Annotated in this window: 25 protein-coding genes and 1 pseudogene; 6 read left to right on the top strand and 20 right to left on the bottom strand. The window is 58.1% G+C overall.

Features of this window, described 5'->3' with window-relative positions; all coding sequences use genetic code 11:
- Positions 1–39: 39 nt before the first annotated feature.
- From guaB to HEQ17_RS05960, 4 genes and pseudogenes are all read right to left on the bottom strand, one after another.
- Positions 40–1510 (bottom strand): annotated as a pseudogene (gene guaB / locus HEQ17_RS05975) (IMP dehydrogenase).
- Between the two features lie 133 nt (positions 1511–1643).
- Complete coding sequence (locus HEQ17_RS05970; protein ID WP_296291887.1) at positions 1644–2552, bottom strand: class I SAM-dependent methyltransferase; 909 nt, start codon at positions 2550–2552, stop codon at positions 1644–1646.
- 8 nt (positions 2553–2560) lie between these two features.
- Positions 2561–2929: an RnfH family protein gene (locus tag HEQ17_RS05965; protein WP_296291886.1), complete on the bottom strand. Its 369-nt coding sequence runs from the start codon at positions 2927–2929 to the stop codon at positions 2561–2563.
- Positions 2922–3362 carry a type II toxin-antitoxin system RatA family toxin gene (locus HEQ17_RS05960; protein ID WP_296291885.1) on the bottom strand — a complete coding sequence of 147 codons (441 nt, stop codon included), beginning with the start codon at positions 3360–3362 and terminating at the stop codon, positions 2922–2924. The genes HEQ17_RS05965 and HEQ17_RS05960 overlap by 8 nt, the downstream gene beginning before the upstream one ends.
- Before the next feature lie 94 nt (positions 3363–3456).
- On the opposite strand from HEQ17_RS05960, the gene smpB reads away from it, so the two are divergent.
- The gene (smpB, locus tag HEQ17_RS05955) at positions 3457–3951 is read left to right on the top strand and encodes an SsrA-binding protein SmpB (protein WP_296291884.1); all 495 of its coding nucleotides are present in this window, start codon (positions 3457–3459) and stop codon (positions 3949–3951) included.
- Between the two features lie 92 nt (positions 3952–4043).
- On the opposite strand, the gene HEQ17_RS05950 is transcribed toward smpB, so the two are convergent.
- From HEQ17_RS05950 to HEQ17_RS05895, 12 genes are all read right to left on the bottom strand, one after another.
- Entirely contained in the window at positions 4044–5126 is a 1083-nt protein-coding gene (locus tag HEQ17_RS05950; protein ID WP_296291883.1) for an enoyl-CoA hydratase/isomerase family protein, read from the bottom strand.
- On the bottom strand, positions 5119–6003 hold the full coding sequence (locus tag HEQ17_RS05945) for a DMT family transporter (protein ID WP_296291882.1): 885 nt from the start codon (positions 6001–6003) through the stop codon (positions 5119–5121). Before HEQ17_RS05945 ends, HEQ17_RS05950 begins: the two co-directional genes overlap by 8 nt.
- 13 nt (positions 6004–6016) lie before the next feature.
- Positions 6017–7834: a translational GTPase TypA gene (typA, locus tag HEQ17_RS05940; RefSeq protein WP_296291881.1), complete on the bottom strand. Its 1818-nt coding sequence runs from the start codon at positions 7832–7834 to the stop codon at positions 6017–6019.
- 13 nt (positions 7835–7847) lie between these two features.
- Positions 7848–8828, bottom strand: coding sequence for a tRNA pseudouridine(55) synthase TruB (gene truB, locus HEQ17_RS05935; protein ID WP_296291880.1), 981 nt, complete (start codon positions 8826–8828; stop codon positions 7848–7850).
- A 2-nt stretch (positions 8829–8830) separates the two neighbouring features.
- Positions 8831–9205, bottom strand: coding sequence for a 30S ribosome-binding factor RbfA (gene rbfA, locus HEQ17_RS05930; RefSeq protein WP_296291879.1), 375 nt, complete (start codon positions 9203–9205; stop codon positions 8831–8833).
- Positions 9206–12157 carry a translation initiation factor IF-2 gene (gene infB, locus HEQ17_RS05925; protein ID WP_296291878.1) on the bottom strand — a complete coding sequence of 984 codons (2952 nt, stop codon included), beginning with the start codon at positions 12155–12157 and terminating at the stop codon, positions 9206–9208.
- Positions 12158–12183: 26 nt separating this feature from the next.
- Positions 12184–13668 carry a transcription termination factor NusA gene (gene nusA / locus HEQ17_RS05920; RefSeq protein ID WP_108353971.1) on the bottom strand — a complete coding sequence of 495 codons (1485 nt, stop codon included), beginning with the start codon at positions 13666–13668 and terminating at the stop codon, positions 12184–12186.
- Between the two features lie 71 nt (positions 13669–13739).
- Positions 13740–14303 carry a ribosome maturation factor RimP gene (rimP, locus tag HEQ17_RS05915; RefSeq protein WP_296291877.1) on the bottom strand — a complete coding sequence of 188 codons (564 nt, stop codon included), beginning with the start codon at positions 14301–14303 and terminating at the stop codon, positions 13740–13742.
- Between the two features lie 155 nt (positions 14304–14458).
- Positions 14459–16066 carry an ABC transporter ATP-binding protein gene (locus tag HEQ17_RS05910; protein WP_296291876.1) on the bottom strand — a complete coding sequence of 536 codons (1608 nt, stop codon included), beginning with the start codon at positions 16064–16066 and terminating at the stop codon, positions 14459–14461.
- Positions 16063–17118, bottom strand: coding sequence for an ABC transporter permease (locus HEQ17_RS05905; protein WP_296291875.1), 1056 nt, complete (start codon positions 17116–17118; stop codon positions 16063–16065). The genes HEQ17_RS05910 and HEQ17_RS05905 overlap by 4 nt, the downstream gene beginning before the upstream one ends.
- Positions 17115–18152, bottom strand: coding sequence for a microcin C ABC transporter permease YejB (locus HEQ17_RS05900; protein WP_296291874.1), 1038 nt, complete (start codon positions 18150–18152; stop codon positions 17115–17117). The genes HEQ17_RS05905 and HEQ17_RS05900 overlap by 4 nt, the downstream gene beginning before the upstream one ends.
- Before the next feature lie 3 nt (positions 18153–18155).
- Positions 18156–20048, bottom strand: a complete 1893-nt coding sequence (locus HEQ17_RS05895; RefSeq protein WP_296291873.1) for an extracellular solute-binding protein — start codon at positions 20046–20048, stop codon at positions 18156–18158.
- 37 nt (positions 20049–20085) lie between these two features.
- Between HEQ17_RS05895 and fabI the strand changes: the two genes are divergently transcribed.
- The 3 genes from fabI (at position 20086) to HEQ17_RS05880 (ending at position 22161) form a co-directional block, all read left to right on the top strand.
- The gene (fabI, locus tag HEQ17_RS05890) at positions 20086–20898 is read left to right on the top strand and encodes an enoyl-ACP reductase FabI (protein ID WP_296291872.1); all 813 of its coding nucleotides are present in this window, start codon (positions 20086–20088) and stop codon (positions 20896–20898) included.
- Positions 20899–20968: 70 nt separating this feature from the next.
- Positions 20969–21562, top strand: a complete 594-nt coding sequence (locus HEQ17_RS05885) for a chromate transporter (RefSeq protein WP_296291871.1) — start codon at positions 20969–20971, stop codon at positions 21560–21562.
- Positions 21559–22161 (top strand): chromate transporter, encoded by a 603-nt coding sequence (locus tag HEQ17_RS05880; RefSeq protein ID WP_296291870.1) that lies wholly within the window; start codon positions 21559–21561, stop codon positions 22159–22161. Before HEQ17_RS05885 ends, HEQ17_RS05880 begins: the two co-directional genes overlap by 4 nt.
- A gap of 39 nt (positions 22162–22200) precedes the next feature.
- On the opposite strand, the gene HEQ17_RS05875 is transcribed toward HEQ17_RS05880, so the two are convergent.
- Genes HEQ17_RS05875 through HEQ17_RS05865 form a run of 3 tightly spaced genes read right to left on the bottom strand, consistent with a single transcriptional unit; the run spans position 22201 to position 24078 of the window.
- Positions 22201–22551 (bottom strand): hypothetical protein, encoded by a 351-nt coding sequence (locus HEQ17_RS05875; RefSeq protein ID WP_296291869.1) that lies wholly within the window; start codon positions 22549–22551, stop codon positions 22201–22203.
- A gap of 42 nt (positions 22552–22593) precedes the next feature.
- Positions 22594–23328, bottom strand: coding sequence for a 23S rRNA (guanosine(2251)-2'-O)-methyltransferase RlmB (gene rlmB / locus HEQ17_RS05870; protein ID WP_296291868.1), 735 nt, complete (start codon positions 23326–23328; stop codon positions 22594–22596).
- A 60-nt stretch (positions 23329–23388) separates the two neighbouring features.
- Positions 23389–24078, bottom strand: a complete 690-nt coding sequence (locus HEQ17_RS05865) for an ABC transporter ATP-binding protein (protein WP_296291867.1) — start codon at positions 24076–24078, stop codon at positions 23389–23391.
- Between HEQ17_RS05865 and HEQ17_RS05860 the strand changes: the two genes are divergently transcribed.
- Both HEQ17_RS05860 and mnmH read left to right on the top strand, forming a co-directional pair.
- Complete coding sequence (locus HEQ17_RS05860; RefSeq protein ID WP_296291866.1) at positions 24077–24727, top strand: arylesterase; 651 nt, start codon at positions 24077–24079, stop codon at positions 24725–24727. The two genes, HEQ17_RS05865 and HEQ17_RS05860, sit on opposite strands and share 2 nt — an antisense overlap.
- Positions 24724–25779 carry a tRNA 2-selenouridine(34) synthase MnmH gene (gene mnmH / locus HEQ17_RS05855; protein WP_296291865.1) on the top strand — a complete coding sequence of 352 codons (1056 nt, stop codon included), beginning with the start codon at positions 24724–24726 and terminating at the stop codon, positions 25777–25779. Before HEQ17_RS05860 ends, mnmH begins: the two co-directional genes overlap by 4 nt.
- Positions 25780–25794: 15 nt before the next feature.
- Here the strand turns inward: mnmH and HEQ17_RS05850 are convergent, their stop codons facing one another.
- Positions 25795–26016: a hypothetical protein gene (locus HEQ17_RS05850; protein ID WP_296291864.1), complete on the bottom strand. Its 222-nt coding sequence runs from the start codon at positions 26014–26016 to the stop codon at positions 25795–25797.
- Positions 26017–26020 lie beyond the last annotated feature (4 nt).

Below are 26020 nucleotides of genomic sequence, written 5' to 3'. Positions count from 1 at the left end.
CGTCTGGGGTGCAGACGCCTTGGTGATCAAGTGCAGATTTTAGTCGGCCCGGTAGTTGGGGGCTTCCTTGGTGATCTGCACGTCGTGCACATGGCTTTCGCGGATGCCCGCAGCGGTGATCTCCACAAACTGCGAGTCGTTGTGCATGGCCTCAATCGTCGCGCAGCCGCAATACCCCATGCTGGCGCGCAAACCGCCGGCCATTTGGTAAATGATGGACACGACCGAGCCTTTGTAGGGCACGCGGCCTTCAATGCCCTCGGGCACCAGTTTGTCAGCGTTGGGGTTGCCGGTGCTGGACTCTTGAAAGTAGCGGTCGGCACTGCCTTGCTGCATGGCGCCAATCGAGCCCATGCCCCGATAACTCTTGTAGCTGCGGCCTTGGAACAAGACGATCTCGCCGGGTGCTTCTTCGGTACCGGCGAACATGCCGCCCATCATCACCGTGCCTGCGCCAGCGGCAATGGCTTTGGCGATGTCACCGCTGTAGCGGATGCCGCCGTCGGCGATCAGGGGAACGCCTGTGCCTTTGAGGGCTGTGGCCACACTGTCCACCGCCATGATTTGCGGCACGCCCACACCCGCCACGATGCGGGTGGTGCAGATTGATCCGGGGCCAATGCCCACCTTGACCGCATCGGCCCCGGCTTCGACCAAGGCCAAAGCGGCAGCGCCGGTGGCGATGTTGCCGCCAATCACTTCGATGTGCGGGTAGTTTTGTTTGACCCAGCGCACGCGGTCGATCACGCCTTTGCTGTGGCCGTGCGCAGTGTCCACCACGATGGCGTCTACTCCGGCACGGGCCAGAGCTTCGACTCTTTCTTCGGTGCCTTCACCCACACCCACGGCCGCGCCCACCCGCAACTTGCCCGCGTCATCTCGGGCTGCGTTGGGGAAGTTCAACTGTTTGGTGATGTCCTTGACGGTGATCAGCCCTTTGAGTTCAAAGTTGTCGTTGATGACCAGCAGGCGCTCCAATTTGTGTTTGTTGAGCAGGTGCTTGGCTTGCTCGGGCGTGGTGCCTTCGGGCACGGTGATCAGGCGCTCACGCGGTGTCATGATCTCGCTGACCTTCTGGTCGTAACGGGTTTCAAAGCGAAGATCACGGCCGGTCACAATGCCCACCACTTGGCGGCCGTCGCAAACAGGGAAACCGGACACGCCCAGCTCTTCGCTCAAGGCCATGACTTGGCGCACGGTGGTGTCGGGGGTGATGACCACCGGGTCGCGCAGCACGCCCGATTCGTAGCGCTTGACCTTGGCCACTTGAGCGGCTTGCTCTTGCGCGGTGAGGTTTTTGTGCACGATGCCGATGCCGCCTTCTTGCGCGATGGCAATGGCCAAGCGCGCTTCGGTCACGGTGTCCATGGCGGCAGACACCAAAGGAAGGTTCAGGCGGATGTTGCGAGGTGAATTGCGTCGCGAGAGAAGTGTCCTTGGGCAGGACTTGCGAGTAAGCAGGGACGAGGAGAACGTCGTCAAAAGTCAGGGCTTTACCGAGTAAGCGCATAAGCGAAGGCTCCAAAAAATCGATTGTACCCGTGCGGGCCGAGGGATTTACCTGCGCAGTGGCCTGAGAGGTGGTCAAAATCGCAGGGCTCAAACCAAGCGCTGGCCCCTCATTTGGGCTGTTGGTTGCCCGATCAGGCGTTTTGATAATGCAGCACCTTGAGCGACTTTTCCGGATCGATGTCGGCAAATGCCGCGGGGTTGGCCAAACGCTCGACAAACTTCAGGCTGGGCGCAGCCTCGGCCACTTGGGTGTGCAAAAACTGCGAGTCCAACTCGGGCGCATTCAGGCACAACAGCACATGCCCTTGCGGCTCCAGCAAATCGGACAAACGCCGAATCAGCTTGATGTAGTCCTTGGTGGCGATGAAGCTGCCTTTTTGGTAACTGGGCGGATCGATCACGATCACGCCATAAGGCCCCATCTTGCTGATCTTGCCCCAGGTCTTGAAGATGTCATGGCCCAGAAAGCGCGCTTTGGCAGGCAAGTCGTTCAGGCGGTGGTTTTGCTGCCCCACGGCCAGTGCGGCCTGGCTCATGTCCAGGTTCACGACTTGCGCGGCCCCGCCTTGCAAGGCCACCACCGAGAACGCGCAGGTGTAGGCAAACAGGTTGAGAATATTTTCGTGCAGTGCATGGTTTTTCAGCCACTCGCGTCCGACGGCCATGTCGAGAAACAAGCCGTGGTTTTGCCCGCGCATCAGATGAACGATGTAACGTGCGCCCTGCTCGGTCACCACATGCGGCTCGGGAACGCTGCCCGCCATCAGGCGCGTTTCGGCTTCACCCGAAACCCGGCTCTGGAACACCCAATTGAGCGGCATGCCCGGGGCCAAGGCTTGCCAGCGGGCTTCCAGAGCCCTGTGGCAATGGGCCAGTTCTGCATCGTTCACCGGTTTGAAGCTGGTCAAGACCCAGACGGGTGCGAACCAGTCCAGCGACCATTGTTCACAGCCGCAATACAGGCCGCCTCGTCCATGAAAAACACGCCGGACGTCGTCGCTCAGAGTGATCTGCGAGATCGCGTTCAAAAGGGCTTGCATGGCGACTTTCAGTACCCTGCAGCCGAGCCGCTCTTGCGATTGGCAAACAACCCGGTGCGCCCCTTGCCCTGGCGCTTGAAGCGTTGACGCCGTGCGACTTTGGGGTCGACTTTGAGCGGGCGGTACAGCTCAATGCGGTCGTTCGCATTCACAAGTTGCGTCCAGGGCACTTTGCGGCCCCAGATGCCCGGCTGTTGAAACTTGAGCGATGACAGGGAAACAGAATCGGGTGATGGACTGACCTCAAGCCACTGGGCGACGCCAAAATCCACCGCAGCCTCCACCGTGCTGCCTGTTGGCACCCTCAGTATCAGCTCCTGCACATGACGCGGCCCCAGACTCCAGCACAGCGTGACTTCGATCATTCGCTCAGCCATAAACCGCTTCGGCGCGTTTGACAAAGGCATCGACCAAGCTGGCAGCGATCTTGTCGAACACGGGCCCCACCAAGGCAGACAATGTTTTGCTGGAAAAGCCGTACTCCAAATCCAACTCAACCTTGCATGCACGTTGCGAGCCATCGCCAACAGGGGTGAAGCGCCACATGCCGCTCAGTTTAGAGAAAGGCCCTTTGACCAAGCTCATGCCAACCGATCGGCCTTCTTCGTGTGTGTTGCGGGTGGTGAAAGTTTGTTGAAGACCTCCCAGGCTGATGCCCACTTCAGCCACCATGCCGTGCTCATCGGTTTCGAGCACGCGGGCTTCGTCGCACCACGGCAAAAACTCAGGGTAGCGGTCCACGTCGGTGACGAGGCGAAACATTTCCTCTGGCGAGTACCAGATGAGGACAGACTTGTGGATATTCTTCATACAATGCAGCGATTGTAGTTTTCCAACCCGGTGCTTTGCTTTCCAGCCGCTTGGACTTTCTTGAGAACGGCCAGGCCGTCCCCATCTGATCCCCATGGCCACCTCCAAAAAAACAACCGTCGCTCCCACTTTTGCTAAGATCGCCGAAAACAAAAAGGCTGCCTTCGACTATTTTTTTGAAGAGCGCTATGAGGCGGGCATGGTACTGGAAGGCTGGGAAGTCAAGGCCATTCGCGAAGGCAAGGTTCAGCTCACCGATGGTTATGTGGTCATCCGCAACGGCGAATTGTTCATCATTGGCTGCCTCATCAACCCGCTGAAAACGGCTTCAACCCACATCAATCCTGAAGCGGCGCGCACCCGCAAACTGCTGCTGAACAAAGAAGAGATCAAGCGGCTGATCGGCAAGATCGAGCAAAAGGGTTACACCCTGGTGCCGATCAACCTGCATTGGAAATCAGGCAAGGTCAAATGCGACATTGCGCTGGCCAAGGGCAAGGCCGAGCACGACAAACGCGACACCATCAAAGACCGCGAAGGCAAGCGCGAAGTCGAACGCGTGATGAAGAGCCGTCACCGCGACCGCTGAGTGTCCAATCCCAGAGATCAGTCTGTAGGTCGGTGGCTTTAGCCCCGACACGGTTTGTCATGAAAATTCTCGGGGCTAGAACCACCGACAAATCACGCCAAATCGCGCAGCGGGTGATGATCTGAAGGCCAGGGGCTCGCAAAGAAACGAGCGGCTTCCGATAAATCCACGTCTTCCGCCCTTGCAGGCTTCCAGTTCGGCTTGTGGTCTTTGTCCACAGCCAAGGCGCGGATGCCTTCCACGGATTCGCTGTCGGCCACAGAGCGCAGGTGGAAGCAGTGGTGCACCATGTCGCGTTCCATGCGCAGATCATCAGCCAGGCCCAGTTGACGGGCGCGTCGTATTTGTTCCAGCACCACATGCAGCATCAATGGTGAGCGGTGGCGCAAAACATGTGCGGTTTTCTGACTCCACTCATCGGTAGCCGCTTCCAGCTTGAGCAACATGTCAGCCAAGGTGGGGAGACCAAAAACCGCATCGATTTGGGGCTGTGGCGTGAGTTTTTCGGGCGTCATCGCACCCGCTTGGGCCAGCACCCACCGCTCCACCGATTCGGCGTTCTCAAAGGGGCTGCTGACCAAGGTCTGCCAAATGGGCTCCAGCATCCCGCTGGCCAGCGAGATGTCGGCCAGTTTGGCCGCGACCGCCTGGGGGCCGTTGAGCATCTGTCCCGTTAAGCCAAGGTATTCGCCCAGACGACCTGGGCAGCGGCTCAGAAAATAGCCCCCGCCCACATCCGGAAACAATCCAATGTGGGTTTCGGGCATGGCCATTTTGGTGCGCTCGGTCACCACACGCACGCTCGCGCCCTGGCTGATGCCCATGCCGCCACCCATGACGATGCCGTCCATGAAGGCGATGTAGGGTTTGCTGTAGGTGTGGATCAGGTGGTTCAGGCGGTACTCTTCAGTGAAAAAGTCCCCCAATGCCGCGTCGCCCGCATGTGCGGCTTGGTGAAAAAATCGGATGTCACCGCCCGAACAGAAGGCGCCAAACGGACCTTCTTTGCCGGTACCGCGCACCGCCACGGCCAAAACTTGCGGATTGGTTTGCCAATCGAGCAAGGCGCGAGTCAAAGCACGCACCATGCCCAGCGACAAGGCATTCAACGCCTTGGGTCGGTTCAGGGTGATGGTGCCCATACGACCTTCAATTTGAGCGATGACTTCAGTCATTGTTGCCTCTCGAGCCTAACCATTGGTTCATGAGCAACGCCCCAAGGACCAGGGAACCGCCTAACAATACGCTCATTTGCGGGGCTTCGTTAGCGCCCCACCAAGCCAAGGCAATGCCAAACACGATTTCCAGCAGACACAACAATGACGCCTCCGGGGCTTTGAGCACCCGCACGCAAATCACCGACAACACACAGGGAATGGCCAATTGGAACAAGCCCAAAATAGCGAGCAAGCCGACATCGTGGGCCGATGCCTGAAACGGCATGGCCAAAGGCCAAGTGAACAAAGTAGAGAAAACAGCACCCAACAAAACCGAGGGCACCAAGTCCAGACTGTGGCCATCGCTTTGGCTTTTTTGCGCCAAGGTCCACTGCACGGCGCCCGCGATGGGCACACACAAGGCCACCAGGGAGCCCACCAGAAAATTCGGGTCGCCCAAGCTCAACTGGGTGCCATACATCCAGCCAATTCCAATCCCGGCCACCACAATGGCGACCCAGGTGCGCAAAGGCAATGGGTGGCGCAAAAACACGCGGGTGAACAAGGCAGTGAACAAAGGTCCCACGGCCATGGTGATCAACACATTGGCCACCGCCGTGAGCGTCAGCGCCACCATGAAGGCGGTGAACATGACGCTCCAGCACACGCCAGACAGCCAGAAGTACCGGTTGCGCCACGGCATTCGAGACCACACCCCCCTGCCCTGCAACAAAGGCAGGATGATCAAGAGGGACACGACGGTGAAAAAGCTGCGCCAGAAGGTGACTTCAAAGCTGCGGGCCTCTTCAAGGTGCCGCGTCACCACCCCGGCCATCGACCACAGGGCGGTGACGCCCACCATGGTCCAGACGGCCAGGCCGTGGGTCATGCGCATGGCCTGAGTCCGATCACTTGTTGCGCTTACGGTCGCTTTCTTTCAAGAAACGCTTGCGCAAACGGACGCTCTTGGGCGTGATTTCGACCAACTCGTCGTCCTCGATGAATTCAACACCGTATTCCAGGGTCAGGTCAATCGGAGGCGTGATCTTGATGGCATCTTCTTTGCCGGACACGCGAAAGTTGGTCAGCTGCTTGGTGCGTGTCGCGTTGACCACCAGGTCGTTGTCGCGGCTGTGGATACCCACGATCATGCCTTCGTACACCGGATCGTTGGCTTTGACGAACATGCGGCCACGGTCGTCCAGCTTGCCCAGGGCGTAGGTGAAGATTTCGCCATCGTCCATGGAGATCAGTACACCGTTCTTGCGCCCACCGATTTCACCTTTGTGTGGCTCGTAGCCGTCAAAGATGTTGGAGATCAGGCCTGAGCCTCGAGTCAGATTCAGGAATTCGTTGGAGAAACCAATCAGACCACGGGCAGGAATGCGGTATTCGAGACGAACACGGCCACGCCCATCGGGCTCCATGTTCACCAACTCGCCTTTGCGCTCACCCAAAGCTTGCATCACGCCGCCTTGGTGAGTTTCTTCGATGTCGGCGGTGACCAGCTCGATGGGCTCATGGCGCTCGCCATTCACATCGCGGAAAAGCACGCGGGGCTTGGACACGGCCAATTCGTAACCTTCTCGGCGCATGTTTTCCAGCAAGATGGTCAAGTGCAATTCACCACGACCCATGACTTCAAAGATGCCCTCTTCGTCGGTTTCGTTGACGCGCAGGGCCACGTTGTGTTGCAGCTCTTTTTGCAGGCGGTCCCAGATCTGACGACTGGTCACGTACTTGCCTTCTCGGCCAGCCAAAGGCGAGGTGTTCACGCAGAAGTTCATCGTCAGCGTGGGCTCGTCAACTTTCAGCATGGGCAATGGTGCGGGGTTGATCGGGTTGGTCACTGTGACGCCAATGTTCAGGTCGGCAATGCCGTTGATCAGCACAATGTCACCAGGGCCAGCTTCGCTCACCTGTACCCGATCCAGCCCCTGGAAGGTCAGCACCTGGTTGACACGGCCTTTGATGATCGAGCCGTCTTCGCCCTCCATGACCACCACGTCCATGTTGGGCTTGATGGTGCCTTGGCTGATGCGACCCACACCAATCCGGCCCACGAAGGTCGAAAAGTCGAGCGCAGAAATTTGCAATTGCAAGGGGGCTGCCGGATCGCCCGTATTGGGTTTGACGTGGTTGAGCACGGTATTGAACAAGGCCGACATGTCAGGGCCCCACTGCTCACCGGGAGCGCCCTCTTCCATCGAGGTCCAGCCGTTGATGCCGGAGGCATAGACCACCGGAAAGTCAAGTTGCTCGTCGCTGGCACCGAGTTTGTCGAACAAGTCAAAGGCGGCGTTCACCACTTTGTCAGGATTAGCGCCGGGCTTGTCGACTTTGTTCACCACGACGATGGGTTTCAACCCCAAAGCCAAAGCTTTCTTGGTCACGAAACGTGTCTGAGGCATAGGGCCTTCTTGCGCGTCAATCAACAGCACTACGCCGTCGACCATGGACAAAGCACGCTCGACTTCGCCGCCGAAGTCAGCGTGTCCAGGGGTGTCCACGATGTTGATGTGCGTGCCTTCCCAGCTCACGGCGCAATTTTTGGCCAGGATGGTGATGCCACGCTCACGTTCGATGGCGTTGTTGTCCATGACGGTGTCGACGATTTTTTCGTGGTCAGCGAAGGTGCCAGACTGACGCAGCAGTTGGTCCACCATGGTGGTTTTACCGTGGTCAACGTGGGCGATGATGGCGATGTTGCGAATTTGCTTGCTCATACTTTCTCTTCCTTTAAACCTGCTCGGCCAGCAACGGCTCAAATGCAGGTGAACTTTCCAAAATCTGTTGAATTTCGATCGGGCTCAACAATCGACCCGGAACCAATTCGCCGCCATGCACCATTGCTGTTCCCAGCAAGGCGCGAGGATGTTCTCCATACACTGCGACTTGATCACAATCAACCCAAGGGCCGTGTCTGCGCACCCCGTTCAAAAAACGGCCTGTGTTGTCGCTGTCCAGGTTCACCTCGGTGTAGCCCGGCAACAAAACAGCCACGGGCAGCAAAGCGCCCAGGCGCTTTGCTTCATCCATCGCTTCCAGATCCTGCAGCGTCACGCACTGTGACGCGACAAAAGGACCCGTGACCACCCTGCGCAATGCACTCAAGTGGCCACCACAACCCAAGGCCTCGGCGATGTCTTCGCCCAGCGTGCGGATGTAGGTGCCTTTGCTGCAGCGCACACGCAACCGCAAAAAAGGCGCATCGCCTTGCAACTGCATGTCCAGCAGATCCAGGGCATGAATCACCACGTTGCGCGCTTCGCGTTCAACGGTTTCGCCCTCTCGGGCATATTCGTACAAGGCCTTGCCGTCCTTTTTCAAGGCACTGTGCATCGGGGGCACTTGACTGATCGGGCCTATGAAACGGTCCAAAATTTCTACCACCCTACCAGCCGTACATGACACTTCACGCACAGAAATCACATCGCCTTCGGCATCCGCCGTGCTCGTCTTCTGCCCCAGGCGCACGGTGGTCTCGTAGGTCTTGTCTGCGTCCAAATGCTGTTGACTGAATTTGGTTGCAGCGCCGAAGCACAAGGGCAAAACACCTGTCGCCAAGGGGTCCAGGGTGCCGGTATGCCCCGCTTTTTCAGCCCGCAACAACCACTTGGCTTTTTGCAAAGCCTGGTTGCTGGAAAGACCCAGCGGTTTGTCGAGCAACAACACCCCGTGCACAGGGCGCCGCTGCACCCTGGTGCGTGGCGCGTTCATGCTCAGTCCTCTTGGGCTCGGGATGACACGGCCTTGGCGATCAAGGCGTTCATGTCCGATGCACGCTCGGTGGTGCGGTCAAACAAGAAGTGCAATGTCGGCACGGTGTGGATGTGAAGACGCTTGAACAAGCCGTTGCGCAAAAAACCGGCCGCTGCATTCAAGCCTTCGCTGGCCTCTGTGGGGTTGCCTGTCAAAACACTGAAATAGACTTTGGCGTGGGCGTAATCGGGCGTGACCTCGATGGCGTTGATCGTGACCATTCCAACTCGCGGGTCTTTCAACTCGCGTGCGATCAGCTCGGCCAGATCACGCTGGATCTGGTCGGCCACGCGGAAACCGCGATTGGGAACGGACGATGGCTTTCTGCGCACCATTTACAGCGTTCTCGCGATTTCCTTGACGTCGAAAAATTCGAGTTGATCGCCTTCTTTGATGTCGTTGTAGTTCTTGAGCTTGATGCCGCACTCGAAGCCTTCCTTGACTTCGCGAACGTCGTCCTTGAGGCGCTTGAGCGAATCGAGTTCACCCGTGTAGATGACCACGTTGTCGCGCAACAAACGGAACTTGGCGCTGCGGGTGACTTGACCTGAGGTGACCATACAGCCAGCCACGGTGCCAATTTTGGAAGCCACGAAAACGGTCCGGATTTCGGCCATGCCCATGATTTCTTCGCGTTGTTCTGGTGCCAACATGCCCGACATCGCGGCCTTGAGCTCGTCCACAGCGTCATAAATGATGTTGTAGTAATGCAGATCAACGCCATTGCCTTCGGCCAACTTGCGCGCACCGGCATCGGCACGCACGTTGAAACCGATCACGATGGCCTTGGAAGCGATCGCGAGGTTGATGTCCGACTCGCTGATGCCGCCCACGCCAGAGTAAACCAACTGAACTTTGACTTCTTCGTTGGACAGCTTGAGCAAAGAAGCGCCCAAGGCTTCTTGAGAACCCTGCACATCGGCCTTGATGATGATGGGCAACATCTTCACTTCGCCTGTCGACATGTCGGTGAACATGTTCTCCAGTTTTGCCGCTTGTTGCTTGGCCAGCTTGGTGTTACGGAACTTGCCGGCACGGTAAGTGGCGATCTCGCGGGCACGGCGCTCGTCGCCCATGACCATGAACTCGTCACCAGCTTGCGGCACATCTGTCAGGCCCTGAATTTCAACCGGGATCGAGGGACCAGCAGACTTTATGGTCTGGCCATTTTCATCCAGCATGGCTCGAACACGGCCAAAAGTCTGTCCTGCCAAAACCACATCACCGGTGTTCAGGGTGCCAGACTGAACCAGGATGGTGGCTACAGGACCTCGGCCTTTATCGAGACGCGCTTCAATGACCAAACCCTTCGCGGCAGCTTGAACGGGTGCCTTAAGTTCCAGCACTTCGGCTTGTAAGAGCACTTCCTCGAGCAAGTCATCAATGCCAAGGCCAGTTTTGGCCGACACCGAGACGAATGGAGAATCACCTCCGAACTCTTCGGGCACCACCTCTTCTGAAATCAGTTCGGCACGCACACGCTCGATGTTGGCGTCGGGCTTGTCCATCTTGTTGATGGCGACCACGATAGGCACACCTGCTGCTTTGGCGTGCTTGATGGCCTCCCTGGTCTGAGGCATGACGCCGTCGTCACCGGCCACCACCAAAATAACGATGTCAGTGGCTTGGGCACCACGGGCACGCATGGCTGTAAAAGCCTCGTGACCTGGCGTATCAAGGAATGAAATCATGCCGCGCGGCGTTTCGACGTGGTAAGCACCAATGTGCTGCGTGATCCCGCCAGCTTCGCCAGAAGCCACTTTGGATCGGCGAATGTAGTCCAGCAGCGAGGTTTTACCGTGGTCCACGTGACCCATCACAGTGACCACAGGTGCACGCGACAACAATTCGGCGTTTTGGTCGGAGACTTCTTCGTCGGTGAAGGCCTCGGGATCATCCAGAGCAGCCACGACCGCCTTGTGACCCATTTCCTCGACCACGATCATGGCTGTATCTTGATCAAGTGGCTGGTTCATCGTCGCCATTTGGCCCAACTGCATCAGGTGCTTGATGACCTCAGAAGCCTTGATAGCCATTTTGTGGGCCAGCTCGGAAACGGTGATGGTTTCTGGAACGTGAACCTCCAAGACACGGACTTCTGCCGGCGCCTGCTGGTGAGAACCATCTTCCCTATCCCTGTCGTTGCCTCGACGACCACGCGGCCCTGTTCTCCAATTGTTTCGCCCTACCCCGCCGCTGGTATCACCACGGGTTGGTATGGCTTTTTTCTTGGCCGGATCGCCAGCCCAACTGGAGGAGAGCTTGGCAGATTTGACTTCCTTGTTGCCGCCAGGGGATGATGGTCCCGCGGCTTGAGCTGCTGCAGTGCGGGTACCCGGTGCAGGTGTCCCCGCTGGCTTATGCAAGGTGCCTTTGACCGGAGCCTTGGCCTCAACCTTGGGCTCATCCTTTTTGGCAACCAAAACCTTTTTGGGCGCATTCATCATGCTGCGGATCGCTTCAGCTTCGGCCAAAGCCTTGCGACGACGGGCGTCCAGATCTTGTGCACGTGCCGCTTCCTCATCAGCCTTTACTTTTGAATCAGCAACAGCTTGCAAAGCGCTGGCCTCGCGCAATGACTGATCAGCCCTGGCTTTGACGGCTGGAGACTCATCCGTTGATGTTGCTTTTGCGGCCGCTTGCGAAGTCAGTACAGGAGCAGATTTTGCCTGAGCGGCTGCATTGATGCTGACCGCTTCGGCACGGGCCAACTGCTCACGATCTGCTCGACTAAGTGTGGGCTTTTGCGAAGTTTCTGGTGTTGCGCCAGATGAACCGGCGGGCAGGGCTTGAGAACCTGCAGGACCTTCTTGAGCAGCCAAATCAGCACGTTGCTGGGCTTCTTGGGCCTCTCGGACAAGACGATTTTGGGCCAACTCTTCTTCTTGTAGTCTAATCGATTCGGCCAGATGCCGCGCTTGTTCTTCTCGGCGAGCAAGATCGGCATGGTCCACAACAGGCTCATCCGTCGGTGATTGAGGCTCATCATCTCGTTTGATCAGGGTGCGCTTTTTCCTGACCTCAACTTGGATGGTTCGAGCTTTGCCAGAAGCATCTGCTTGCTTGATTTCACTTGTTGATTTTTTGACCAAGGTGATCTTCTTGCGGTCACCCGTCACCGTGCCATGACTGGCTTGCAGATAGCTGAGCAATTTTTGTTTATCGGCATCTGTCAGAACATCGCTGTCGGATGTTTTCGCAACGCCAGCTGATCTCAATTGATCAAGAAGGACATCGGCAGATTTTTTGAGTTCATTGGCGAACTCGGCAACAGTGGTACTGGACATAATTTTGTTCAAGCCTCCATCAAACTTCAGGCCTGGCCTGCGAACCAATGTTCGCGGGCTTTCATGATCAGGGCGGTGGCCTCTTCAACGCTTTGACCGGTGATGTCGGTCAACTCGTCAGTGGCCAGATCAGCCAGGTCGTCACGGGTTTGAACACCCGCCTCAACCAGCTTGGAAATCAACTCAGGGGTCAAGCCTGGCAGGTCACGCAAGTCTTGAGAAACGTCTTCAACGCTCTCTTCACGCGCAATTTCCAGGGTCAGCAAAGCATCTTTGGCACGGGTGCGCAGCTCGTTGATGGTGTCTTCGTCAAAGCTTTCGATTTCCAGCATTTCCTGGATGGGCACATAAGCTACTTCTTCGAGGCTGGTGAAACCTTCGCCGATCAGGATGTCGGCAATCTCTTGGTCCACATCAAGCTTTTCCATGAACAACTGGCGGATGCCGGTGGTTTCTTCGGCTTGCTTTTGGGCCGACTCGGCTGCGTCCATGATGTTGATCTTCCAACCCGTCAGATCAGAAGCCAAGCGTACGTTTTGACCGCCACGGCCAATGGCAATCGCCAGGTTTTCTTCGTCCACCACCACGTCCATGGCGTGCTTTTCTTCATCCACCACAATGGACTGCACATTCGCCGGGGCCAAAGCGCCGATCACGAACTGAGCGGGGTCTTCGCTCCACAAAACAATGTCGACTCTCTCGCCAGCCAACTCATTGGTGACGGCATTGACCCGAGTGCCGCGCACGCCGACGCAAGTGCCAATCGGGTCAACACGTTTGTCATGCGAGAGCACGGCAATCTTGGCGCGCGACCCAGGGTCACGGGCGCAGGTTTTGATCTCGAGCAGGCCTTGTTCGATTTCGGGCACTTCCTGACGGAACAACTCGATCATGAACTCGGGTGCAGAACGAGACAACAAAATCGGTGCGCCGCGCAAAGTCAGGTCGACTTCCATGATCATGGCGCGAACGCGGTCACCGCTGCGCAGGTTTTCTTTGGGGATCATCTCGCTGCGTCTCAAGCGGCCCTCGATGCGGCCAGATTCACAGATGATGTCGCCCTTGTCCATGCGCTTGACAGTGCCCACAAAAATCTTTTCGCCACGCGACATGAAGTCGTTGAGCAGCATTTCGCGCTCGGCATCCCGAATTTTTTGCAGAATGACCTGCTTGGCAGCCATGGCACCAATGCGTCCGATCGGCACCGACTCAATCGACTCTTCAATGTACTCGTCGACTTCAATGTCCGGTATTTGCTCTTTGGCTTCAAACAACAGGATTTCTTGCTCGGGCAATTGCAAACCTGCCTCATCGGGCACCACATGCCAGCGGCGAAAACTCTCGTAGTTGCCGTTGTCGCGATCAACCGCAACACGGATGTCCACTTCGCCTTGATAAAGCTTTTTGGTGGCTTGTGCCAAAGCGGCTTCAACGGCACCAAACACCACGTCGCGCTCAACGTTCTTTTCACGTGAAATGGCTTCGACCAACATCAACATTTCGCGATTCATGAATTGACTCTCCTGTTCCACAGGCCCCATGTGTGGGGCCCGAAAGTTTGCTCAAAAAATGGGGGCTGCCGTCAAGCTTCCTGCTTGGGCTTTCGCCCTTTGAAGTCCACCACGGGCGCGAGGCGCGCATCGCGCAACTCATCCAGCGTGAACCCCAATGCATGCGAAGGCAAAGGAATCCGTTTTTTACTGACCTTTTGACCGGGCTTGACCACAGGCGCATCGTTCCAGACGATTTGCCAGCCTTGACCGGTGGCGGCACGCTCGAGCGTGCCGCGAAATTTTTTGCGAGTCGGGTTAACCAAGCCCGCAGCGCTCTCACCCATGGGCGCTTTGAGCGTGATGTCAATCAACTCGCCTACAAACCGCACAAAGTCCTGTTCACTGCTCAAAGGGCGGTCGATGCCTGGAGAGGACACTTCAAGACGGTTGTAAGCAACGCCATCCACTTCAAGGGCAAATTGCAACTGACGATTAACTTTTTCGCAATCTTCCACGTTGATGAACAGCTCCGAACCTGGCTGCCAAGGCCAGTCGATGGTGATGCGCAACAAACCGCCCGCTGTGCGGTCAATCTCAACCAGGTCGTAGCCCAGGCCGGTTACGGTTTCTTGAACAATTTGCTGCAATGCCACAGAGCTTCTGAATGTCAACGTTAAAAAAGAAACAACCAAAAAAAACGGGCGGTGAAAACCCGCCCGTTTGGTCGTGAAGCCAATATTCTAGCTCAAAAAACGCTCTAAGTGCGTGATTTTCAAGGAAAACGATGCGTCTACGACCGACTTGCCGTTCAGCTTGTCTCGGGAAAGGCCAGCACCAAGCTGCGGGTATAGGGGTGGTGTGGATCGCTCAGCACCTGCTCAGCCAAACCCTGCTCGACCACCTGCCCTGACTTGAGCACCATGACCTGGTGGGCCATGGCCCGAAGCACATCCACATCGTGGGTGATGAGCAAATACGCCATGCCGCGTTTTTTTTGCAGCGTTTTCAGCAATTCAAGAATTTGCTTTTGAACGGTCACGTCGAGCGCGCTGGTGGGTTCGTCCAGCACCAACAGCGCAGGTTCGACCACCAAGGCTCTGGCCAAGGCGATGCGTTGGCGCTGCCCGCCCGAAAAAGCATGCGGGTAGCGGTTCAGCACATCGGCAAACCCTTCGCCTACCAAGCCCACCTCGGCCAAAGCCGCGCGAACGCGTTGCTCGGTTTCTTCTGGTGTCCAGTGCGGCTGGTGCAAGCGCAGGCCCTCAGAGACGATTTCACCCACCGTCATGCGCGGTGACAGGCTGCCATAGGGGTCCTGAAACACCACCTGCACCTGCCTGCGCAAGGCCTTGTCCCGAGCCGGACTGCCAAGCCAAGTTTGCCCGTCAAACGACAATTCACCCGAAAAAGGGATCAAACCCAGCACCGCCTGCGCGAGGCTCGACTTGCCCGAACCCGACTCGCCCATCACGCCCAAAGTACTGCCGGGCGACAGTGAAAAATCCGCGCCGTGCAGGGCCGTGAAATGGTGCTTTTGAAACCAAGCTTTGAATCCGGGCACCGCCTTCGGATAGCGCACCTGCAGTTGACGGGCTTGCAAGATGGGTGACCTCTCCAGGGGGGGCGTGTCCACCAGACCCTCACGGGTGGGGCGACTGGAGAGCAATCTTTGCGTATAAGGGTGCTGGGGCTGCTCAAAAACCGCTTGCAAAGTCCCCTGCTCCACCAGATGCCCTTTTTCCATCACCGCCACCCGATGGGCAAAGTGGCGCACCAAGGCCAGATCGTGCGTGATCAACAGCACGGCCATGCCGGTTTTTTGCTGCAAATCGGCCAGCAACTCCAGCATTTGCAATCGCAAACTGGCATCCAGTGCGGTGGTGGGTTCGTCGGCCAGAAGAAGTTTGGGCTCGGACGCTAGGGCCATGGCCATCATGGCGCGTTGGCGTTGGCCGCCCGACAACTGGTGCGGGTAAGCCCCAAACCGACGCTTGGGGTCATCGATCCCGGTTTCGGACAACAAATGCACGGCCCGCTCATCGGCGTCGCGCCGGGACAAGAGCTTTTTGAGCTGCAGCACTTCCGAGATCTGCGACCCTACCGTCATCAAGGGGTTGAGCGCCGTCATGGGTTCCTGAAAAATCATGGCGATCTCGTCGCCACGGATGCGTTGCATTTCAGCAGGCGTTTGCTGCAGCAAGTCCCGGCCTTGCCACAGCACCTGGCCCGAAAGCTGCGCCGATTCCAGCAAACGCAGCACCGACAGCGCCGTGACCGACTTGCCCGAGCCCGACTCCCCCACCAAGGCCACGCGCTCACCCGCCTGGATGCTCAGATTCACGCCACGCACCACAACCTGGCCACCAAAGGCGATGCGCAGGTCTTGGAGTTCCAACAAAGCTTGGGGCGTGCTCATGCGTCCACCTTTCGCGGATCGAGCGCATCGCGCAAGGCATCGCCCATGAAGGTCAAGAGCAGCAAGGTCACCACCAGCACCACAAAGGTGGACATCGATATCCACCAAGCGTCGATGTTGTTTTTGCCCTGGGCCAGCAATTCACCCAAAGACGGCGTGCCCGGTGGCACGCCCAGGCCCAGGAAGTCCAGAGAGGTCAGGGCCAAAATCGCCCCGCTCATGCGAAACGGCAAGAAGGTCACCACCGGGGTCATGCTGTTGGGCAAGACATGCCGCCACATGATCTGCCAATGCCCCAAACCCAGCGCCCGGGCTGATTTGACGTAATCGAGTTGCCGGTTGCGCAAAAATTCAGCCCGCACGTAATCGGACAAACCCATCCAGCCAAACAAGCTGAGCAGCACCAGCAGCAGCCCCACACTGGGCTCGAACACGGCTGAAAAAATGATCAACAAATAGAGCTCAGGCATGGCGCTCCAGACTTCGATGAAGCGCTGAAAAACCAAATCGGTCTTGCCCACAAAAAACCCTTGTACCGCGCCGGTCAACACGCCCAGCAACACGCCAAACAGCGTCAGCGCCATGGCAAAAAGCACCGACACCCGAAATCCATACAGCAAACGCGCCAGCACATCACGCCCCCGGTCATCGGTGCCCAGCCAGTTATGCGCTGTTGGCGGTGCCGGGTTGGGCAATGGGGCAAAGTAGTCGAGCGTGCTGTGGTGGTAAGGGTTGGGCGCTTGCAAGGCCCAGTTGCTGCCCTTGTGCAGTTGCTGCTGAATGAACGGGTCGAGGTAGTCAGCAGGCGTCTCGAAATCACCCCCAAACACTTTTTCAGGCAAGGTCTGCACCACCGGGAAATACCACTGACCCTCAAACCGCACGACCAAGGGTTTGTCGTTGGACAAGAACTCGGCCCCCAAGCTCAGAATGAACAGGGACACAAAAATGATCAGGCTGCCAAAACCGAGGCGGTTGCGCCTGAAGCGCAGCCACGCACGCGCCGAGGGCGAGGTCTGATGCGGCAAGGCGGTGGTGTTCGCTGGGGTCATTTGTCAAACTTCACACGCGGGTCCACCCACAGGTAGCACAGGTCACTGATCAGCTTGGTCACCAAGCCAATCAGGGTGAACAAATACAAGGTGCCCAACACCACCGGGTAGTCACGCCGAATCACCGCCTCGTAACTCAGCAAGCCCAGCCCATCGAGCGAGAACAGGGTTTCGATCAACAAAGACCCGGTGAAAAACGCACCGATGAAAGCCGCAGGGAACCCCGTCACCAGCGGGATCAATGCATTGCGCATGACATGGCGGTACAAAACCCGGTTTTCGCTGAGACCCTTGGCGCGGGCCGTCAAAACATACTGTTTGCGGATTTCTTCCAAAAATGCGTTCTTGGTCAGCATGGTGATCACCGCAAACGAGCCCAACACACTGGCCGTGACGGGCAAGGCGATGTGCCACAAATAATCGACCACCTTGGCTCCCCAGCTCAGTTGTTCCCAATTCGACGAAGTGAGGCCGCGCAGCGGAAACCACTGCAGTTGCCCGCCAAAAATGACAAGCAAGGCCACGCCCAGCACAAAGCCCGGAATGGCATAACCCACCAGCACCAGCAAACTGGTGAGCGTGTCAAAGCGCGTGCCCGCCCGCACCGCCTTGGCGATGCCCAAAGGCACCGACACCATGTAGCTCAGAAAAAAAGTCCACAAGCCCAAGCTGATGGACACGGGCAGCTTTTCCTTGATCAGGCTCCAGACGTCTTTGGGGTAGAAAAAGCTCTTGCCCAGATCGAACTGCGCAAACTGTTTGAGCATCATCCAGAAACGCTCAGTGGGTGGCTTGTCAAAACCGTAGAGCGTTTTGATTTCGGCAATGCGGGCCGCATCCACGCCCTGCCTGCCCCGGTAACCGCTGCCTGCAGCTGCCGCGCCCTCCCCGCCTGTGTCCCGACCTTGCAGCTGGGACACCATTTGCTCAACGGGCCCACCTGGCACAAACTGGATCACCGCAAACGTCAACAACAACACCCCAAACAAGGTCGGGACCATCAGCAGCAAGCGTTTGAAAATGTAGGCCAGCATCGGTCAGGGGGCCTTGGGGGCAGGTTGGGCCGCTGGTGCGGCTAAGGCATGGGGCGACCACCACACGGTGGTGACCAGTTTCTCAGGCTGGTAAAAACGGGGCAAGTCGGCGGGTCTGGCAAACGCCTTGGCCCGCCAGGACACCCGGTGCACTGCGCCATACCAGTGCGGCACCACATAGTGGCCATGGCGCAGCACCCGGTCCAACGCACGCAGGCTGGTCACCAGTTCTGGCCTGGACGTGGCACTCACCACCTTGTCCAGCAGCGCGTCCACCGCCGGGTCTTTCAGGCCGATCACATTGCCCGAGCCCTCCACGTCGGCCGATCGGCTGCCATAGCGCTCGAGCAACTCGGTGCCGGGCGCTTCGCTGCCCACGGTGCGGTTGCTGATGATGTCAAAGTCAAACACGTCCATGCGTTTTTGGAGCAGCGCAAAATCGATGACCTTGTACTGAACTTTGATGCCCAGTTTTTCAAGGTTCTTGGCAAAGGGGGTGACCACGCGCCCCATGGAGCCCGAACTGTCCAAAAACTCGATGCTCAAGGCTTGGCCCATGGCGTTGCGCAAAGCGCCATCGCGGTAGGTCCATCCGGCGTCTTTGAGCAAATCACGGGCCTGGCGCAAATGGTCGCGCAAGGTACGTCCCGAAGTCGGGTCCAGGGAAGTCTGGGGCGGTTGCGGCACATCTTGGTCAAACACGGCGGCGGGCAACTTGGCCCGTATGGGGTTGAGCAAAGCCAATTCGTCGGGGCCAGGACGGCCCTTGGCTTCAAAATCGCTGGCCACAAAATAACCGCGCACCCGGCTGTAAGCGTTGTAGAACAGTTGGCGGTTCAGCCATTCAAAATCCATGGCCAGCGCGATGGCCTGGCGCACGCGCACGTCCTTGAATTTGTCGCGGCGCGTGTTGAACAAAAAGCCCTGAAAGTCACCCGCATTGCCATGAGGCAATTCGGCCTTGATCAGCTCACCACGCTCAAACGCCCGCCCGGTGAAAGCTCTGGCCCACTCCCGCGCAATGAAAGATTGCATGTAATCGAACTCGCCCGCTTTGAAAGCCTCGAGTTGCGCGGTGCTGTCTTTGTAAATCTTGTAGGTGATGCGGTCGAAATTGAACTGCCCCTTGCGCACGTTCAGGTCTTTGGCCCAGTATTGCGGGTCACGCACATAGGTGACGTCCTTGCCAAACTGCACCGGTCCGAGGCGGTAAGGCCCCGACGCAATCGGAATGTCCACGACCATCTGGTCCAGCGGTTTGTGATTTGCCTTAGGCCCCTCGCCATGTAAACCCCACTTGGCACTGAACACGGGCAAGCTGCCCACGATCAAAGGCAACTCGCTGTTGGGGCGCACAAAATCGAATCGGATGCTGCGCTCGGCCAAGACGGTCGCGCCCTTGACCTCACCAAAGTACGTGCGGTATTGGGGCGCTGCCTGCTTGCTGGTCAGGCGTTCAAAGGAATGGCGAACATCGGCCGCCAGCACGGGGTCGCCATTTTGAAATCGGGCTTGCGGGTGGATCTGGAAGGTGACCGACATCCGGTCTTTGGCCACCGTGACATCCGAAGCCAACAAACCATAAGCCGTGGTCGGCTCATCCATGTTGCCCACCAATAAGGTGTCAAACATCATGCCCAACATGGCGGGAGGTGCGCTGCCCTTCAAGGTGAAGGGGTTGTACTTGTCGAAGTTGGACTGGCGGGTCGGCGGCACCAGCACGATCTCGCCCCCTTTGGGTGCGGCCGGGTTGGCGTACGAGAAATGGGCAAAGTTTTCAGGGTAGCGGATGTCGCCAAACTGGGCATACGCATGGGCAGCGAAGGCATGTCCGGACAGGCTAAACCCCAGGGCCAGCAAGCAGTTTGTCCAGAATCGAGCCAAGGGTCTTCGCATGCGACAATTCTGCACACATTTTCCAGGAGTTGAAGAGATGACGATAAAAACAGGTTTTTTGGCAGGCAAAAAGTTGCTGATCACCGGGGTGCTGTCCAACCGCTCGATCGCTTACGGCATTGCCAAGGCCTGCCATGCACAAGGCGCCGAGCTGGCGTTCAGTTATGTGGGTGAGCGCTTCAAGGACCGCATCACCGAGTTCGCGGCCGATTTCGACTCCAAGCTGATTTTTGATTGCGACGTTGGCAGCGACGAACAAATTGAAAAACTCTTCAGCGACCTGTCGGCCACTTGGCCCAAATTTGACGGTTTTGTGCACGCCATCGGCTATGCCCCGCGTGAAGCCATTGCGGGCGACTTCCTCGACGGCTTGTCGCGTGAAGGTTTCAAGATCGCGCACGACATCAGCGCCTACAGCTTCCCGGCCATGGCCAAAGCAGCCCTGCCCTACCTGAACGACAAGTCGGCTGTGCTGACCCTGACGTACCTCGGCGCGATCCGCACCGTGCCCAACTACAACACCATGGGCTTGGCCAAAGCCAGTCTGGAAGCGTCGGTCCGCTACTTGGCCGAATCGTTGGGCAGCCAAAACCGTGGCCTGCGTGCCAACGGCATCTCGGCCGGCCCCATCAAGACGCTGGCCGCCAGTGGCATCAAGGGTTTTGGCAAGATTTTGTCGGTGGTGGCCGAGGCCTCACCCATTCGCCGCAACGTGACGATTGAGGATGTGGGCAATGTGGCCGCGTTCATGCTGAGCGACTTGGCTGCGGGCGTGACGGCCGAGATCACCTATGTGGACGGTGGTTTCAGCCAGGTGGTCGGCGGGATTGCGGAGCCTGCAGACCTTTGACAACCATTGAGTCAGAGCCACTGGCTTGCATGTGACAGCTTACAAAAAATTCAAGTCGCATAATCTGACCATGCCCGAATCACCGCCACTCAACAAGCCAAGATCAAAAACCGATTTGTTTTTTTCATTCTCCGTGTTGGCTCTGCAAGGTTTTGGTGGGGTACTGGCGGTTGTTCAGCGTGAGTTGGTTGAAAAAAAACGGTGGATGACACAAAGCCAGTTTGTGGAGGACTGGGCCGTGGCCCAGATCATGCCAGGCCCGAATGTGGTGAATTTTTGTCTGATCATCGGAGGACGGCACTTTGGTCTAGGAGGGGCCTTGGCGTCCCTGGCAGGGATTTTGATGGCTCCATTGGCCGTGGTTTTGGTTCTGGCATCGGTTTTTGGTGAGGTGTCTGATGCGGCTTGGGCACAAGGTGCGCTGCGAGCCATGGGCGCTGTAGCGGCAGGTTTGATCGCTGGCACGGGCATCAAACTGATCGGTGCTTTGAAAAACAATCCGATGGGCATGGCCATCTGTGGGTTGGTCATGGTGGCGACCTTTGTGGGTGTGGGCTTGCTGCGCTGGCCCTTGCTTTGGGTTTTGCTGGGGATTGGATCTTTGTCATGTTCTTGGGCCTATGCCCAGTTGTCACGCTTGAAACGATCAGATGCGGGCTCATGATGCTCAGTCTGCAATTGACCTTCATTGACTGGTTGGCTTTTTTCAACCACTTCTTATCTTTATCTCTGCTCGCTGTCGGCGGGGCCATCATCACGGCACCGGACATGCATCGCTTCCTTGTGGACCAACATGCGTGGTTAACCGAGCACCAGTTCAGCTCGTCCATTGCTTTGGCCCAGGCTTCGCCGGGCCCTAACGTCTTGTTTGTGGCGCTGATGGGGTGGAATGTGGGCTTGAATGCGGGCGCGGGCTTGGGTGGGGGCTGGCTGAGTGTGGCTTTGTCCACTCTGGGTGTCTTTCTCAGTCTTTTGGGGATCATGCTGCCCTCTTCTGTTTTGACCTATACCACCACCCAATGGGCCCATCGACACCGTGACAAGCAAGGCATCAAAGCCTTCAAGTTGGGCATGGCTCCCGTGGTGATTGCCTTGCTGATTTCAACTGGCTGGATCCTTACGGCCAGTCATGACAATCCAATTCAAGACTGGGGCTTGTGGCTATTGACTGGCGCATCGATGTTCCTGGTCTGGCTGACCCGCATCCACCTGTTGTGGCTCATTGGTGCAGGCGGGCTGTTGGGAGCTGTGGGCTGGATTTGATGCAGTTAAGCCTCCAGCGCTCACACCCAGTCACTGACATCAGCGCGGGCTCTCGAAAAACACCGTGTTCGAGTAGTCGCTGACCTCGAAATACACTTTTTTCTCGCCCGGATCGACTTCGAAGTTGAAGTTTTCATCGAGCACGCCGTAGCCATAACGGTAGGCACGGGCTTTGCCATCGTCTGTACCCAAAGCGGTGCTGACTTTGTCGACCTTGATGAAGCGGCGCACCAGCTTCTCGCCTGCATACACCTCCATCACGCCATTGGTCCCGGTCCAGTTCTGGATGCCGCGGCTGATTTTGTTTTGTTGCTCTTGTGTGCAGGCGGCCAGCAGGCAGGTCGCACCAACGGCGATGATCAAGCCGATTCGGGGGGTGTTTTTTGACATGGCGTGCGCCCTATTTGAATGGTTGGATGATTTGAAAGAATCTCAGCTGCGCTGGCGCAAGGCCTCGTAGAGGCAAACGCCACTGGCCACCGACACGTTCAGGCTTTCCACCGCGCCGCGCATGGGGATGCTGACCAGCTCGTCGCAGTTCTTGCGCGTCAACTGGCGCATGCCAGCGCCCTCAGCGCCCAGCACCAAGGCAGTGGGCACTTTCAAGTCGGCTTGGTAAACCGTGCGCGGTGCATCGTCGCTGGTGCCGACGATCCAGATGCTGCGCTCCTTGAGTTCGCCCAAGGTGCGCGCCAAGTTGGTGACCATGAAATAAGGCATGGTTTCGGCCGCGCCGCTGGCCACCTTGGCCACGGTGGCGTTGATGCCCGCCGCGTGGTCTTTGGGGGCGATGACCGCGTGCGCACCCGCGCCATCGGCCACGCGCAGGCACGCGCCCAGGTTGTGCGGATCGGTCACGCCGTCCAGCACCAACAGCAAGGGCGGGCCTTCCACGGTGTCGAGCAGGTCGTCCAGCGAATGGTTTTGAGGCATGGGCGAGACCATGGCCACCACACCCTGGTGACCGTGGCCACCGGCCAGCTTGGCCAAGCGCTCACCGTCCGATTCGATCATGCGCATGCCCGAATCGCGCGCCTTGTCGATGAACTGGCGCATGCGCGCATCGCGGCGCGTGACCTCGTAATGGATTTCAACAACGGATTGAGGGGCGATCTTGAGGCGAACGCCCACGGCATGAAAGCCGAACAGCACTTTGTGGGATGACATGCTCGGATTATCGTTGGTCGCAGCCTGCCGATTTGACCGCTTGCCCAAACGGATCCGAGTTCAGGCCGGGGTCGCTGCAGGCTCCGACAAACGTCCTGCCTGAATCACCAAGCTGCGCTCGCATCTAGCGGCCAGCAGGCGGTCGTGCGTGACCAGGACCAAGGTCGTGCCCTGCTCGCGGTTGAGCGCGAACATCAAATCCATGATGGCCTCGCCGGTGGCGTGGTCCAGACTGCCGGTGGGCTCGTCGGCCAGCAGCACGTCGGGTTGCACCACAAAGGCACGGGCCAGCGCCACGCGTTGTTGCTCGCCGCCACTGAGCACTTTCGGCAGGTGCTTCAGGCGTTCACCCAGGCCCACGCGCTGCAGCATGGCCGTGGCGGTGCTGCGGGCATCGTGCCGATCGGCCAACTCCAGGGGCAGCATCACGTTTTCCAGCGCTGTCAGATTGGGCATGAGCTGAAAGCTCTGGAACACAAATCCCACATGTTGGGCCCGAACGGCCGCGCGCTCGTCTTCGGACAAATCGAACAGCGATTGCCCTGCCAACACCACCTGTCCCGTGCTGGGCGTGTCCAACCCGGCCAGGATCGCCAGCAGCGTGCTTTTGCCCGAGCCGGAAGCACCGACAATGGCGGCTGTTTCCCCCGCGATCAAAGAGAAATCGATATCGCGCAAAATGTCCAGCTGCCCACTGGCATCCTGCACACTTTTGGAAATGCCACGCACGGCAATGATGGATTCAGGCATGCACAAACCTTTGTTGAGACGACGCCACTTTAACTGGACCTTGCTGGCCCTTGCCAGCTGGGGCTTTGCCGCGCCAGTGACGGCGGCCTCCGGGCAACGCATTTTGGTGGTAGGCGACTCGCTGAGCGCCGAATACGGCCTGGCCCGCGGCACCGGTTGGGTGGCCTTATTGCAAAAACAACTGGCCACCGAAAAGCCGGGCGTTCAGGTCATCAACGCCAGCATCAGCGGCGACACCACCTCGGGCGGGCGCTCACGCCTGCCCGCCTTGCTGCAACGCCACCGACCCAGCCATGTGGTCATTGAACTGGGGGGCAACGACGCCCTGCGCGGCCTGCCGATGGCCATGACGCAAGACAACTTGCTGGCCATGACCAAGCAAGCCCAAGCGACCGGGGCCCAAGTGCTGCTTTTGGGCATGCAAATGCCGCCCAACTACGGCCCCGAGATGGCGCGGCAGTTTGAAGCTGCCTACGCCCAAGTGGCCAGAAGCCAAAAAGCGGCGCTGGTGCCTTTCTTTTTGAAAGGCGTGGGCGATGATGCCGAACCGCTCAAATGGTTTCAGGCCGACCGCATCCACCCCAACGAAGCTGCGCAGCCGCGCATGCTGGCCAATGTTTGGCCCACCTTGAGTAAACAACTAAAATGAGCCTTCACCTGATCTCGGCCTTTGAAGCCATGGCCAAACTGAACCAGTTTGACGCCATTCTGGATGCGCGCTCCGAAGGTGAACACGCCGAGGACCACCTGCCCGGCGCTTTGAGCTGGCCGTCACTCAACAACGAAGAGCGCATCAAGGTGGGTACCCTGTACAAACAGGTCAACCCCTTTGAGGCGCAAAAAGTGGGGGCGGCCTTGGTGGCCAAAAACATCGCCCGACACATCGAAACCCAGGTGATGGACAAGCCGCGCAACTGGCAACCGCTGGTGTATTGCTGGCGCGGGGGCAAGCGCAGCAATTCGCTGGCGCTGATCTTGGGGCAAATCGGATTCAAGGTGCACCTGATTGAGGGCGGCTACAAAGCGTTTCGCAAAGAGGTCATGGAAGACACGCCCCGCCAGGCACAGCGCCTGCAATTCAAGGTGCTTTGTGGACCCACGGGTTCGGGTAAAACGCGCTTCCTGCAAGCCTTGGCGCAAGAAGGTGCGCAGGTGCTCGATCTGGAGGACATCGCCTGCCACCGCAGTTCGGTGTTGGGCTTGATTCCGGGCACGCCGCAGCCGACGCAAAAAGCCTTTGACACGCAGGTCTGGAATGCTTTGCGCGGCTTCAGCGCGGACCGTCCGGTGTTTGTGGAAGCCGAAAGCAAAAAGGTGGGCAATCTGGCGGTGCCCGACGAGCTGATGGTGGCCATGCGGGCCAGCCCCTGCCTGCGGGTGGACCTGTCGCTGGAGAGTCGGGTGAATTTGCTGATGGAAGACTATGCGTTTTTCACGCAAGACCGCGCCCTGTTTGCCGACCGGTTGGAGCGGCTGACAGCCCTGCGCGGCAAGGCTGTGGTGCAAGGCTGGCAAGAAAGAATTGAGCGGGGTGAAATGCGTGAGGTGGTGACCGAACTGCTTTCAGGCCACTATGACCCGGGTTACGAGACCTCCACCGGCAACAACTTTGTGCATTACGCCCAAGCCCCGCTGGTCACGCCGGCCAGCCACAGCATGGTGGACATGCTGGTTTTGGCGCGTGAGCTGGTGCAAGGGTGATCAATGTCCGGTGATTCAATCAGCTGGCGTGGAAGCGTCGACCGCGCCGGGCGTGGACGAGTCAGCAGCACCGGGCGCTGCATTGTTGGCGTCGCCCTCTTCGCCCTCGATTTCGGAGCCGTCTTCTGAAAACAGGCCCGATTTGCGGTCGGACTTGGCTTTGAGCTTGTCTTCTTTTTTGCGTTTCTTGGCCAGTTCTTTCTGGCGTTTTTCGAATCCGTAGTTGGGTGTGGCCAAGATG

This window comes from Limnohabitans sp., from assembly GCF_023910625.1.
Classification (GTDB): domain Bacteria; phylum Pseudomonadota; class Gammaproteobacteria; order Burkholderiales; family Burkholderiaceae_C; genus Limnohabitans_A.
The sequence above is the reverse complement of the archived record's forward strand: the minus strand, read 5'-3'. Positions and strand labels throughout refer to the sequence as shown.

Excerpts from the sequence above, each read along its gene's own strand:
- HEQ17_RS05970 (WP_296291887.1), bottom strand. The coding sequence starts at position 2,552 with ATGCAAGCCCTTTTGAACGCGATCTCGCAGATCACTCTGAGCGACGAC.
- HEQ17_RS05965 (WP_296291886.1), bottom strand. The coding sequence starts at position 2,929 with ATGGCTGAGCGAATGATCGAAGTCACGCTGTGCTGGAGTCTGGGGCCG.
- HEQ17_RS05960 (WP_296291885.1), bottom strand. The coding sequence starts at position 3,362 with ATGAAGAATATCCACAAGTCTGTCCTCATCTGGTACTCGCCAGAGGAA.
- smpB (WP_296291884.1), top strand. The coding sequence starts at position 3,457 with ATGGCCACCTCCAAAAAAACAACCGTCGCTCCCACTTTTGCTAAGATC.
- HEQ17_RS05950 (WP_296291883.1), bottom strand. The coding sequence starts at position 5,126 with ATGACTGAAGTCATCGCTCAAATTGAAGGTCGTATGGGCACCATCACC.
- HEQ17_RS05945 (WP_296291882.1), bottom strand. The coding sequence starts at position 6,003 with ATGCGCATGACCCACGGCCTGGCCGTCTGGACCATGGTGGGCGTCACC.
- typA (WP_296291881.1), bottom strand. The coding sequence starts at position 7,834 with ATGAGCAAGCAAATTCGCAACATCGCCATCATCGCCCACGTTGACCAC.
- truB (WP_296291880.1), bottom strand. The coding sequence starts at position 8,828 with ATGAACGCGCCACGCACCAGGGTGCAGCGGCGCCCTGTGCACGGGGTG.
- rbfA (WP_296291879.1), bottom strand. The coding sequence starts at position 9,205 with ATGGTGCGCAGAAAGCCATCGTCCGTTCCCAATCGCGGTTTCCGCGTG.
- infB (WP_296291878.1), bottom strand. The coding sequence starts at position 12,157 with ATGTCCAGTACCACTGTTGCCGAGTTCGCCAATGAACTCAAAAAATCT.
- nusA (WP_108353971.1), bottom strand. The coding sequence starts at position 13,668 with ATGAATCGCGAAATGTTGATGTTGGTCGAAGCCATTTCACGTGAAAAG.
- HEQ17_RS05910 (WP_296291876.1), bottom strand. The coding sequence starts at position 16,066 with ATGAGCACGCCCCAAGCTTTGTTGGAACTCCAAGACCTGCGCATCGCC.
- HEQ17_RS05905 (WP_296291875.1), bottom strand. The coding sequence starts at position 17,118 with ATGACCCCAGCGAACACCACCGCCTTGCCGCATCAGACCTCGCCCTCG.
- HEQ17_RS05900 (WP_296291874.1), bottom strand. The coding sequence starts at position 18,152 with ATGCTGGCCTACATTTTCAAACGCTTGCTGCTGATGGTCCCGACCTTG.
- HEQ17_RS05895 (WP_296291873.1), bottom strand. The coding sequence starts at position 20,048 with ATGCGAAGACCCTTGGCTCGATTCTGGACAAACTGCTTGCTGGCCCTG.
- fabI (WP_296291872.1), top strand. The coding sequence starts at position 20,086 with ATGACGATAAAAACAGGTTTTTTGGCAGGCAAAAAGTTGCTGATCACC.
- HEQ17_RS05885 (WP_296291871.1), top strand. The coding sequence starts at position 20,969 with ATGCCCGAATCACCGCCACTCAACAAGCCAAGATCAAAAACCGATTTG.
- HEQ17_RS05880 (WP_296291870.1), top strand. The coding sequence starts at position 21,559 with ATGATGCTCAGTCTGCAATTGACCTTCATTGACTGGTTGGCTTTTTTC.
- HEQ17_RS05875 (WP_296291869.1), bottom strand. The coding sequence starts at position 22,551 with ATGTCAAAAAACACCCCCCGAATCGGCTTGATCATCGCCGTTGGTGCG.
- rlmB (WP_296291868.1), bottom strand. The coding sequence starts at position 23,328 with ATGTCATCCCACAAAGTGCTGTTCGGCTTTCATGCCGTGGGCGTTCGC.
- HEQ17_RS05860 (WP_296291866.1), top strand. The coding sequence starts at position 24,077 with ATGCACAAACCTTTGTTGAGACGACGCCACTTTAACTGGACCTTGCTG.
- HEQ17_RS05865 (WP_296291867.1), bottom strand. The coding sequence starts at position 24,078 with ATGCCTGAATCCATCATTGCCGTGCGTGGCATTTCCAAAAGTGTGCAG.
- mnmH (WP_296291865.1), top strand. The coding sequence starts at position 24,724 with ATGAGCCTTCACCTGATCTCGGCCTTTGAAGCCATGGCCAAACTGAAC.